The organism is Anaerovibrio sp. RM50 (assembly GCF_000622005.1).
GTDB lineage: Bacteria > Bacillota > Negativicutes > Selenomonadales > Selenomonadaceae > Anaerovibrio.
In genome coordinates this window covers 42,961-54,818 of sequence record NZ_JHWV01000001.1, presented here as the reverse complement: position 1 = coordinate 54,818, position 11,858 = coordinate 42,961, and the positions used below count along the sequence as shown (strand labels likewise).

9 protein-coding genes are annotated in these 11,858 nt (G+C 47.8%); all 9 read left to right on the top strand.

What is annotated here, in order from left to right; translation table 11 throughout:
- The first annotated feature begins 76 nt into the window (after positions 1-76).
- Positions 77-1,126 carry a YafY family protein gene (locus tag T525_RS0100320; protein WP_027405513.1) on the top strand — a complete coding sequence of 350 codons (1,050 nt, stop codon included), beginning with the start codon at positions 77-79 and terminating at the stop codon, positions 1,124-1,126.
- 403 nt (positions 1,127-1,529) lie between these two features.
- Positions 1,530-3,128, top strand: coding sequence for a ribonuclease J (locus T525_RS0100315; RefSeq protein WP_232219174.1), 1,599 nt, complete (start codon positions 1,530-1,532; stop codon positions 3,126-3,128).
- A 201-nt stretch (positions 3,129-3,329) separates the two neighbouring features.
- The gene (locus T525_RS0100310) at positions 3,330-3,965 is read left to right on the top strand and encodes an alpha/beta hydrolase (protein ID WP_027405511.1); all 636 of its coding nucleotides are present in this window, start codon (positions 3,330-3,332) and stop codon (positions 3,963-3,965) included.
- 23 nt (positions 3,966-3,988) lie between these two features.
- On the top strand, positions 3,989-4,612 hold the full coding sequence (locus T525_RS0100305) for a TetR/AcrR family transcriptional regulator (RefSeq protein ID WP_027405510.1): 624 nt from the start codon (positions 3,989-3,991) through the stop codon (positions 4,610-4,612).
- Between the two features lie 65 nt (positions 4,613-4,677).
- Positions 4,678-5,010, top strand: a complete 333-nt coding sequence (locus tag T525_RS0100300) for a DUF3795 domain-containing protein (RefSeq protein WP_027405509.1) — start codon at positions 4,678-4,680, stop codon at positions 5,008-5,010.
- Positions 5,011-5,261: 251 nt separating this feature from the next.
- A complete protein-coding gene (locus T525_RS0100295) occupies positions 5,262-6,209 on the top strand; it encodes an aspartate carbamoyltransferase catalytic subunit (RefSeq protein ID WP_232219166.1) in 948 nt (315 codons plus the stop codon).
- The gene (locus T525_RS0100290; protein ID WP_027405507.1) at positions 6,206-7,498 is read left to right on the top strand and encodes a dihydroorotase; all 1,293 of its coding nucleotides are present in this window, start codon (positions 6,206-6,208) and stop codon (positions 7,496-7,498) included. Before T525_RS0100295 ends, T525_RS0100290 begins: the two co-directional genes overlap by 4 nt.
- A gap of 2 nt (positions 7,499-7,500) precedes the next feature.
- Positions 7,501-8,574: a glutamine-hydrolyzing carbamoyl-phosphate synthase small subunit gene (gene carA / locus T525_RS0100285; protein ID WP_027405506.1), complete on the top strand. Its 1,074-nt coding sequence runs from the start codon at positions 7,501-7,503 to the stop codon at positions 8,572-8,574.
- Between the two features lie 3 nt (positions 8,575-8,577).
- A complete protein-coding gene (gene carB, locus T525_RS0100280) occupies positions 8,578-11,814 on the top strand; it encodes a carbamoyl-phosphate synthase large subunit (protein ID WP_027405505.1) in 3,237 nt (1,078 codons plus the stop codon).
- The last annotated feature ends 44 nt before the right edge of the window (positions 11,815-11,858 follow it).

Genomic DNA, 11,858 nt, shown 5'->3' with positions numbered 1-11,858 from the left:
GTGACAGAATGTGATAATACATAGTAAATTGATGTTTTGGTCGTTTTTAGTACCATTTTGGACAGGAGGGATTATCTTGGCATACGATTACATAAATGACGGACATATTAATACAGACGTCCTGCAAAAGGGAATAAAGGGCAATAAAAAGGCCCGTATGCTGCAGCTCCTGAAAATGCTCAATGAGGAAACAGACGAGAAGCACCCTCTTTCCACCAATGAAATAATTGCCAGAATGAAGGAGCTGGGGCTGGAGGTTAACCGCAAAACAGTTAAGGATGATGTGGACCTGCTCATTGCCTTTGGCTATGATGTGGTAATCATCAAATCCTCCAATAATTCCTTCTATCTGGGGGACAGGAATTTCGAGCTGTCGGAGCTGAAGCTCATGGTGGATGCCATTTCAGCCTCCAAGATTATTTCCACCAAGGCTACCAATGCCCTGATTGAAAAGCTGCAGAAGCTGTGCAGCAAATATCAGGCTGAGGAGCTTCTTTGGAACAGGGATATCAATAAAAACATTAAGCCATACAGCAAGAATGTAAATATTATTATAGACAAGCTTACCCGGGCCATTGGCAATAAGCGGCGGGTGAATTTCAAGTACAACGAGTACAATATCAAAAAGGAGCTTCAGCCGCGCCATGATGGCAAGGTGTACGATATAAGCCCATATTTTTTGGTGTGGAACGAGGACCATTACTATCTGGTGGGCTATGAGGCCGACACCAAAACCACCAAAACCTTCCGCATTGACCGCATTGATGGCACTTCCCTGGTGGTCTCCAAGGAACAGGCCATGAGAAAGCCGGATCGTGACCTTCTTTCCAAGTATTCCCAGCGCACCTTCAGTATGATGGCCAATGAGGAAAATGAGCGCACTGTGGTACTTCGCTGCAAGAATAAACTGATTACAATTATGGTGGACCGCTTTGGGGAAGAGGTTGAAACCAAGGTGGTGGACAAGGAGCATTTCGATCTGACCACCAAGCTTTATGTAACCACGGGCTTCTTTAGCTGGCTTGCCAAGTTTGGGGACGATATCAAGATAGTCAGTCCTCCTCAGGTGGTAAGCGATTACAGGAAACACCTTGAGAAGATTATTAAACAATATAACGAGCTTTAAGATGTCCCCTTCCTCTTTAGGTGGGGGAAAACAAACTACAACAGCTGGTGAGAATATCTCCCAGCTCGTTGAAACGCTAATTGGAAGATTTTTCTTCTAAAGAAGAAAAATTTGAACAATGGCGTTATAAGTAGTATCTTGAAAGATTATGGTGAAAGGCGATTGTTTCGGCAGTCGCCTTTTAAATTTATTTCTTTACAAAAATGATATAAATATCCTATAATGGAGTGTAATGAGCTGTTCGGATAATTAATCTTAGTTACTAGATTTGTGAAACGGTTAATACGGTTCGGATTTTTAGCATAATGTTCTTATATAATTAAATATGGAGGTGTGATTTTTGCCAAAAGAGAAAAAATTACAAATTATTCCTTTGGGCGGATTAGGTGAAATCGGCAAAAATATGACAGTAGTGCGGTACGGCGAAGAGATACTGCTTATAGATGCCGGTTTGATGTTTCCAGATGAGGAAATGCTGGGTATAGATCTGGTTATTCCTGATTTTACCTTTCTGGTGGAGAACCGGGAGCACGTTAAGGCAATTGTGTTGACCCATGGACATGAGGATCATATCGGTGCGCTGCCTTATGTGCTGAAGGAGATAAATGTACCGGTTTACGGAACGAGACTTACCCTGGGCATTCTTGAGGGACGTCTGAAGGAAAACGGAGTTAGCAACGATATGCTCCGTCCTGTTAAGCAGGGAGATAATATCAAGGCCGGCTCCTTTAACGTGAATTTTATTCGCGTGAACCACAGTATTCCTGATGCAGTTGGTCTGGCCATTACCACCCCTATGGGTACCATTGTCCATACAGGTGACTTTAAGCTGGACTACACCCCAATTGATGGAAAGATGACGGATTTCAGACGTTTTTCCGATTTGGGCAACAAGGGCGTACTTGTAATGATGGCGGACAGTACCAATGCTGAGCGCCTTGGCCATACTCCTAGTGAGAGCACCGTGGGTGCTTCCTTTGAAAAGGCCTTCCATAATGCAAATTCCCGCATTATTGTGGCTACCTTCTCATCAAATGTTCATAGAATCCAGCAGATTATCAATACTGCTGTTACTTACAAGCGCAAGGTGGCCGTTTTGGGCCGCAGCATGGTGAATGTTGTGAATATTTCCCGTGAGCTTGGTTATATTACCGCTCCTGAGGGAACTATTATTGATATTGACGAGATTAATAATTATCCCGCTGATCAGGTGGTTGTTATTACCACCGGCAGCCAGGGCGAGCCTATGTCAGCTCTGACCCGTATGTCCCAGTCTGACCACCGCAAGGTGGGCATTGTGCCAGGGGATACCATTATTATTTCCGCTACCCCTATTCCGGGTAATGAGAAGCTGGTTTCCAGAACCATCGATAATCTCCTGAAGCTGGGTGCCCATGTGGTATATGGCCGCGAAAACGGTATCCACGTATCAGGCCATGCCAGCCAGGAAGAGCTGAAGCTGATGCACAATCTGGTGCGTCCGAAGTTCTTCATCCCGGTTCATGGTGAGTACCGTCATCTGGTGAAGCATGCAAAGCTGGCCCAGGAGCTGGGAATGAAGAAGGAAAATATCTTCATCGGCGAAAATGGCCAGATTCTGGAATTTACCAAGAACAAGGGCGTGGTAGCCGGCAAGGTTACCTCCGGCCGCATTCTTGTTGATGGCCTTGGTGTTGGTGACGTTGGTAACATCGTTCTCCGTGACCGCCGTCAGCTGTCCCAGGACGGTATTATTATCATCGTGGTTACCATGGACAAGGAGCAGGGCGTTGTTGTGGCAGGTCCTGATATTGTCAGCCGTGGTTTTGTTTATGTCCGTGAATCCGAAGAGCTTATGGATGATGTCCGCAGCCGTGTTGAGGAGGCATTGGCACGTTGCGAGGACGAGGGTATCACCGAATGGTCCGGCCTGAAGTCAGCCATGCGTGATGCACTGGGTCGCTACATTTTCGAGCGCACCCGCCGCCGCCCAATGATTCTGCCGATTATTATGGAAATTTAATAAAAGCTTATGAAAGACGTATCTGTTTTCAGATACGTCTTTTTTGTATGTTGACTTATGGCATAAGATAATGTATTATTACAATTGTTATATAACATATGTTGCGTAACGATATATTATTATTAGGGAATATCCCAAAAAGGCTGGATTAAAGGAAGCTGGCAGTACATGTAGGTTTATTCTGAGATTGGGGTGAAGAAAATGCCGGATTTGGTTATGTATATACATGGCAAGGGGGGGAATGCGGTGGAAAGCCAGCATTATAGGTCATTGTTTCCCAACTGTGAAGTGATGGGACTGGATTATAAGACATTTACTCCCTGGGAAACGGGGGAGGAAATACATGAAGTAATAGACGGCCTGAAAGATGAATATGAGAATATTATATTGATAGCCAACAGCATAGGTGCCTTTTTCAGTATGAACGCGGATTTGGAGGGGCTGGTGAAAAGGGCCTATTTTATTTCTCCCATCGTAAATATGGAAAAGCTTATTGGTGACATGATGACCTGGGCCAATGTAACGGAGGATGAGCTGCGGGAGGAGGAGCTAATTCATACAGAATTTGGAGAGGATTTGTCCTGGGAGTATCTGTCCTATGTACGCAGTCATTCAATCCAATGGAAGATTCCCACCAAGATTTTATACGGAGAAAATGATAATCTCACTTCCATGGAGACCATCAGTGATTTTGCCAGGACCCATGATGCGGGGCTGACAGTAATGCAAAAGGGAGAGCATTGGTTTCATACTGAGGAGCAGATGAAATGTCTGGACGATTGGCTGGGGAGAGAGTCATTTTTTAAGGTGAACCGGGGCCATATTACTGAAACTTGAATTTAAGAAGGCAGGGATTTTGTATGCCACCTAAGGTGAAATTTCAAAAGGAAGAGATAGTACAAGCGGCGACCAGCATTACCCGTCGAAGTGGGATTGAGGCGGTGACGGCCCGGGAAGTGGCCGGGGAGCTTGGGGTATCCACCAGACCGATTTTTACTTGGTTTGATACCATCGAGCAGCTTAAGGAGGAGGTTTATATTCAGGCCAAGGACTGCTACCGCAGTTACATTCAGAGAGGTCTGGCGGGGCCGGTGCCTTTTCTGGGGGTAGGGCAGCAATATGTGCGCTTTGCCAGGGAGGAGCCGGAGCTGTACAAGCTGCTGTTTTTGACAAAACCAAATGGGGCCGCAGGGGGAGCCATGGAGGCATTGAGGTTTTCCCAGGATTTGGTGCGGGATTCCATTATGGAAATATACAATATGAATGCCCACATGTCAGATTGTTATTTTCGGGATTTATGGCTGGTGGCCTTCAGTATGGCTACATTGATTGTTACTGATGATTGTCCCTACACTGATGAGGAAATAAGCAGAATTTTCACGGAAATGAGTCTGGCGGTATGCAAGGCCTACAAGGAAATCCCGGGCTTGGCGGAAGGGAATTTTGATCGGGACGGAATTTTTAAGGAATTAGTGAGCAGGTAATCAAAAAAAGCTAAAGTGGATATTTTTTATCTTATGTGATGGGTAAATGTTTAGGGGGTAAAATTATGCGAATTATGATTGGCTGTTGTGGACTTGATTGTGAAAAATGTGGTGCTTATATTGCTACAAAAAACGATGATGATGCTTTGCGGGAAAAGACCGCCAAGGAATGGACGGAGATGAACAACCATCTCATAAAGCCGGAATGGATTAATTGTGAGGGCTGTCGGGCAGATGGTATAAAATTTCATTATTGCAGTGAAATGTGTGAGATCCGCAAGTGCGTGCATAAAAAGGGCTTTGAGACCTGCGGTGACTGTGCTGAAATGTCCAGCTGTGAAACGGTGAAAATGGTACATGAGCATTGTGAGGAAGCGGTAAAGAATTTACAAGGCTGATTTTCCTTGCTTAAATCCCTATAATGTGATATAGTTCTTACAGTTGAATATGACCTTTGAAATTAGTCCTGTGAGGCTGATAAAGGAAGCTGGTAAGATAGTGCGCTATCATAAATTACTGGGATAACTGTATCTTAAAGCAGATTTTAGCTTTCTTGTGCCTCGGCATGAGAAAGCTTTTTTAGTGGGTAAAGTTATCATAAAGTATATTTCACAGCTGGTGGGGTCAAATGAATAAAGGAGTGATTGTCTTGGATAATTCTAAAGTAAACCTTCGGGGTAAAGATGTGCTGGCTCTGGCAGATTTTTCCAAGGAGGAAATCCAGGTTATTCTGGAAAGTGCCAAGGAGATGAAAAATATCATTCATCGCGACATCAAGAAGGTACCGGCTCTTCGGGGCAAGTCCATTGTGACCTTGTTTTATGAGCCAAGTACCCGTACCCGTTCTTCCTTTGAACTGGCCGGCAAATATCTGGGAGCCGATGTGGTAAATATTACCGCAGGAACCTCCAGCATCGTAAAGGGTGAGAGCCTTCGTGATACCCTTTATACCGTTGAGGCCATGGGAGTTGATGCCATCGTTATGCGTCACAAGGCCGAAGGTGCTGCGGAATACGCTTCCAAGGTGGCAAGCCCTGTAATTATAAATGCTGGTGATGGTGCCCATGCCCACCCTTCCCAGGGCCTTTTGAACCTCTTTACAGTGCAGGAGCACAAGGGTCATCTTGAGGGCCTGAAGTACGCCATCTTAGGTGATATTACCCATAGCCGCGTTGCCCGTTCGGACATTCAGGGAATGCGGAAGATGGGTGTGGAGGTTCATTTGGCGGGGCCTAGAACCCTTATGCCAAGATTCCTCTTTGAGGAAGAGGGCATTGTAATTCACGACAATGTGGAGGACGCCATTAAGGACGCAGACGTAATCAATGTTCTCCGCATTCAGCTGGAGCGCCAGAAGGCAGGCCTTTTCCCATCTCCAAGAGAATATGCCCGTATCTACGGTCTTAATGATAAGCGTCTGGCTCTGGCCAAGAAGGATGTCCTTGTACTTCACCCGGGTCCAATGAACAAGGGACTGGAAATTTCCCCTTATGTGGCTTATGGCGACCATTCCGCCATTCAGGAGCAGGTTCAGAACGGTGTAGCAGTTCGTATGGCTATTCTGACCCACGCATTGATTGGAGGTAACAAGGCATGAAAACATTGATTAAGGGCGGCAGAGTAATTGATCCTGCCAATTCATTTGATAAGGTTGCTGATGTATTAATTGAAGATGGCAAGATTGCCAAGGTGGCCGCAAATATTAAGAGTGCCGCTGATGAAGTAATTGAGGCTGAGGGCAAGATTGTGTGCCCTGGCTTTATCGATATGCACGTTCATCTCCGTGAGCCAGGCCAGGAAGCCAAGGAAGACTTTGAATCTGGCTCCAAGGCTGCGGCAGCAGGGGGCTACACCACTGTGGCAACCATGCCAAACACCAACCCAGTAGTGGATACTGCGGCTCTGGTCCGTTCCCTTCAGAAGCGGGCTGAGGATGCGGCAGTTGTTCATGTTGAGATTATCGGTGCCGTTACCAAGGGCCAGAAGGGCGAGGAAATGGCAGAGATGGGGGATATGACCCAGGCCGGCGCTGTGGCCTTCTCCGATGACGGCCATTTCACCAAATCTGCCAAGGTAATGCTTAACTGCTATGATTATCTTAAGTCCTTTGACAAGGTAATCATCAATCACGAGGAGGAGCCAAGCCTCATTGAGGAAGGCGTAATGAATGAAAGCCACAGAAGCGCCATGCTGGGCATGAAGGGCCGTCCTACTGTGGCCGAGGATATTGCTGTATATCGTGATATTGCCCTGGCTGAATATGCAGGTGCAAGGGTTCATGTGGCCCACATCAGCTCTGCTGCAGCCGTTGATCTGGTCCGTCAGGCCAAGAAGCGTGGTGTAAGGGTTACTGCTGAGGCAACCCCACAGCATCTCACCATGACTGATGATATGGTAAATCTCTTCGACAGCTCCACCAAGGTTAATCCGCCACTGCGCTGCCAGAAGGACGTGGAGGCAGTGCTGGAGGGCATTAAGGACGGTACCATCGATTGTATCGTAACAGACCATTCCCCACATGCCCAGGAGGAAAAGGACAGAGAGTATATTTACGCACCAAGCGGCTTCCCAGGACTGGAAACTGCCCTTGGCTGTCTTATGACAGATTTGGTGGCGCCTGGCAAGCTTGATATGGTTACCATGATTTCCAAGCTCACTGCTGAGCCAGCCAAGATTTTCGATTTAAATGCGGGCAGCCTTTCCGTGGGCATGCCAGCTGATATAACTGTAATTGACCCTGAGCTGGAATGGACCGTTGATGAAAAGAAATTCTATACCAGGGGCTCCCATTCTCCGTTTATTGGCCGCAAGTTCAAGGGCAAGGCTGTTAAGACCTTGGTTGATGGCAAGCTGGTAATGGACCATGGGGTAGTTTTGGAGGTGTAATCTTGAAAGGAAAGCTTATTCTTGAGGACGGCAGCGTCTTCACAGGAGACCTGTTAAATGAATATACAGCCACTGGCGAGGTGGTATTTAATACCGGTATGACGGGCTATCAGGAGATACTTACTGACCCATCATATTGCAGTCAGATTGTGACCCTGACCTTCCCCCTCATTGGCAACTACGGTGTGGCAGAAAAATTTATGCAGTCCAGAAGATCCTTTGTCAACGGCTTTATTATCGGTGAGCTCTGTGATGAGGGCAGCAACTGGCAGAAGGAAAACGAGCTGGCAAAGTTTTTGAATGATCAGCAGATTCCTTGCCTGTACAACGTGGACACCCGTGCCGTAACCAGAACTATCCGCTCCGAAGGCTGCATGAAGGGCGTTATCGTGTCTGAGGATGCCACTGAGGAAGAAATCAAAAAGCTCATGGGTGTGCCAATTAAGCTGGATGTGGTGGCTGAGGTTACCACCCCTGAAAAATATGTAATGGACAATGATGGCCCTCACGTTGTGGTAATGGATTTCGGCATTAAGCAGAATATCCTGAATTCACTCCATAACCTTGGCTGCAAGCTCACAGTAGTGCCTGCTGATACCAAGGCAGATGAGATAATGGCCATGAATCCAGACGGGATTTTCCTTTCCAATGGCCCCGGGGATCCAAAGGATGTTCCGGAGTCAATTGCCGAGGTCAAGAAGCTCATTGGCAAGAAGCCAATGTTTGGTATCTGTCTGGGCCATCAGCTGATTTCACTGGCCCTGGGTGCCAACACCTACAAGCTGAAATTCGGTCATCGCGGCTCCAACCAGCCAGTTAAGGACCTGCGTAACGGCCGTGTATATATTTCCTCCCAGAACCATGGCTACGCCGTGGAGGAGGCCTCCCTTAAGGACCTCCCTCTGGAGGTTACTCACCTTAATGTTAATGATGGCACTGTGGAGGGTATGCGACACACATCTCTGCCATTGTTCTCCGTCCAGTATCACCCTGAGGCTTCCCCGGGTCCTGATGACAATATGTATCTCTTCGATCAGTTCTGGACACTTTTAACCGGCGAGACAAAGGGGGAATAATCAGTGCCAAAGAAAGAAAATTTAAAGAAGGTTATCGTTATCGGTTCCGGCCCGATTATTATCGGACAGGCGGCTGAGTTTGACTATGCAGGATCCCAGGCTTGTCGCGCCCTTAAAGAGGAAGGTCTGGAGGTTGTGCTGGTAAACAGCAATCCTGCCACCATTATGACTGATAAGCACATGGCGGACCGTGTATATATTGAGCCATTGACTGTGGAGTTTATGGAACACATCATTAGCAAGGAAAAGCCAGATGGACTTTTGGCCACCCTGGGCGGACAGGCTGGCCTGAATCTTGCTGTACAGCTTTCCGAGCGTGGTATTCTGGAAAAGTACAATGTGGAGCTTTTGGGTACCTCACTGAAGGCCATTGAACAGGCGGAGGACAGAGAGCTCTTCAAGGAAACAATGAACAAGCTGGGGGAGCCTATTCCGGAGTCCACCATCGTAGAGGACGTGGAGTCCGCAGTACAGTTTGCCAACGAAATCGGCTATCCTCTCATCGTTCGTCCTGCCTACACAATGGGTGGAACTGGCGGCGGTATTGCCGACAATGAGGAAGAGCTGGTGGACATTGTTATCAAGGGACTGAAGTATTCCATGATTGGTCAGGTCCTAATTGAGCGCAGTGTGGCAGGCTGGAAAGAAATCGAGTACGAGGTAATGCGTGACGGCAACGACAACTGCATTACTATCTGTAATATGGAAAACTTCGACCCTGTGGGGGTTCATACCGGTGATTCCATCGTTGTGGCACCTTCCCAGACCCTAACAGATCACGAATATCAGATGCTGAGAAGCGCCAGCATTCGCATTATCCGCGAGCTGGGCATCGAGGGTGGCTGTAATGCCCAGTATGCCCTGGACCCTAAAACAAATCAGTATTATGTAATCGAGGTAAATCCTCGAGTTAGCCGTTCCTCAGCATTGGCTTCCAAGGCCACCGGTTACCCGATTGCCAAGGTTTCTGCCAAGATTGCCATTGGCTACAGCCTTGACGAGATTACCAATGCTGTAACCCAGAAGACCAAGGCCTGCTTTGAGCCAGCCCTGGACTACTGTGTTGTGAAGTTCCCACGCTGGCCATTTGACAAGTTTGTATATGCTGATAAGACTCTGGGAACCCAGATGAAGGCCACTGGCGAGGTTATGTCCATAGACAGAAACTTCGAGGGAGCTATCTTAAAGGCAGTCCGTTCCTTGGAAATCGGCGTACACCGTCTCCACATGGAGGATATGGATGCCTGGGAGGATGCAAAGGTTATCAAGGCCCTGTCCAAGTGCAACGATGAGCGCCTCTTTGTAATAGCTGAGGCTCTGCGCCGTGGCATTATTGATGTGGACGGTATTCATAATATTACCAAAATCGACAAATGGTTCCTGGGGAAAATCAAGAAGATTACCGATGTGGAGCTGAGAATTCAGAACGAGCAGATTACTCCTAGTCTTATGCTGGCTGCCAAGGACGTTGGCCTGGCAGACCGCTCCATTGCGGAGCTGGCCGGAAAGACCACCGATGAAATCCGCACACTGAGAAAGACCATGAATATTCTGCCATGCTACAAGATGGTAGATACATGTGCTGCTGAGTTTGAGGCCGCAACTCCTTATTATTACTCCACCTTCCATGCCCAGGAGGATGAGGTGGATACCTCCAGCAAGCGCCGAAAGGTGATGGTATTGGGTTCAGGCCCTATCCGTATCGGTCAGGGCGTGGAGTTCGATTATTGCTCCGTTCATTCAGTATGGGCTCTCCGTCAGATGGGCATTGAGGCAATTATCGTCAACAACAATCCGGAGACTGTATCCACGGACTTTGATATTTCCGACAGACTTTACTTCGAGCCTCTGACCTCTGAGGACGTTCTTAACATTATCGACAAGGAAAAGCCGGAGGGGGTTATCGTCCAGTTTGGCGGTCAGACTGCCATTAATCTGGCTGAGGATCTCAGCAAGGCGGGGGTAAAAATCTTCGGTACTTCAGTAAATGATATTGACAGGGCAGAGGACAGGGAGCGCTTCGATGAGGTGCTTACCCAGACTGGCATTCCAAGACCACAGGGCATTAGCGTAACCAATCTGGAGGATGCCATCAAGGGGGCAGCGGAAATCGGCTATCCTGTAATGGTCCGTCCTTCCTATGTACTGGGTGGTCGTGCCATGGAGATCGTGTACAACGAGGAAGAGCTCATTGATTACATGGGCCGCGCCGTAAAGGTAACTCCTGAGCACCCGGTTCTGGTGGACCGCTATATGCAGGGCACCGAGGTGGAAGTTGATGCCATTTCCGATGGTGTTGATGTAATTATCCCGGGCATTATGGAGCATATCGAGCGGGCCGGGGTTCATTCCGGTGACTCCATTGCGGTGTACCCTCCACAGACCCTGCCACAGAAGGTGAAATATACCATCGTTGATTATACAAAGCGTCTGGCCATGGGCCTCCATGTAAAGGGCCTTATGAACATTCAGTATGTGGTGGCCAATGATGAGGTTTTCGTAATCGAGGTAAATCCTCGTTCCTCCCGTACAGTGCCGTTCCTCAGCAAGGTGACGGATGTGCAGATGGTGGATATTGCAACTCAGATTGCCATGGGCTCCACCATTAAGGAGCTGGGCTTCAAACCAGGTCTGGTAAGTCCTAAGCATTATGTGGCAGTAAAGGCCCCAGTATTCTCCTTCAATAAGATGGCAGACGTGGACATTTCCCTTGGTCCTGAAATGAAGTCCACTGGTGAGGTTATGGGTATTGACTACCACTATAACCGTGCACTGTATAAGGCCATGACCGGTGCCGGAATGAATATTCCAGTAAATGGAACTATTCTCTTCACTGTAGCCAACAAGGACAAAGCAGAAATGAAGCAGCTGGCCAAGGCCTTCTCTGAGCTGGGCTTTAAGCTGGTTGCTACCGCCGGCAGTGCCAAGGCCATTAAGTCCATGGGCATTGATGTTGAAGTAGTGGGCAAGATGCACGAACGCAGCGTTGACATTATTCAGCAGATCAAGAAGGGCCGTATTCACATGGTAATCAACACCATGACCCAGAATCAGGGCAAGAGCGTAGTACACGACGGCTTCAAGATTCGCCGTGCAACTGTAGAGCATGCTATCCCATGTCTCACTTCCCTTGATACTGCCTGGGAGGTACTTAATGTACTGGAGTTCATGCGGGAGCGCCGTCTGGTATATAGCCTTGCTATTCAGGACTACGTTGGCGGCGGCTACGATCTCGCATAATTGCTTGTTATTTTGTCGCATAACTTTGTTGCCACTTCAGAAAA

Bases quoted from the DNA above. Each gene is read 5' to 3' on its own strand.
- T525_RS0100315 (WP_232219174.1), top strand. From the start codon at position 1,530: ATGACAGTAGTGCGGTACGGCGAAGAGATACTGCTTATAGATGCCGGT.
- T525_RS0100310 (WP_027405511.1), top strand. From the start codon at position 3,330: ATGCCGGATTTGGTTATGTATATACATGGCAAGGGGGGGAATGCGGTG.
- T525_RS0100305 (WP_027405510.1), top strand. From the start codon at position 3,989: ATGCCACCTAAGGTGAAATTTCAAAAGGAAGAGATAGTACAAGCGGCG.
- T525_RS0100300 (WP_027405509.1), top strand. From the start codon at position 4,678: ATGCGAATTATGATTGGCTGTTGTGGACTTGATTGTGAAAAATGTGGT.
- T525_RS0100290 (WP_027405507.1), top strand. From the start codon at position 6,206: ATGAAAACATTGATTAAGGGCGGCAGAGTAATTGATCCTGCCAATTCA.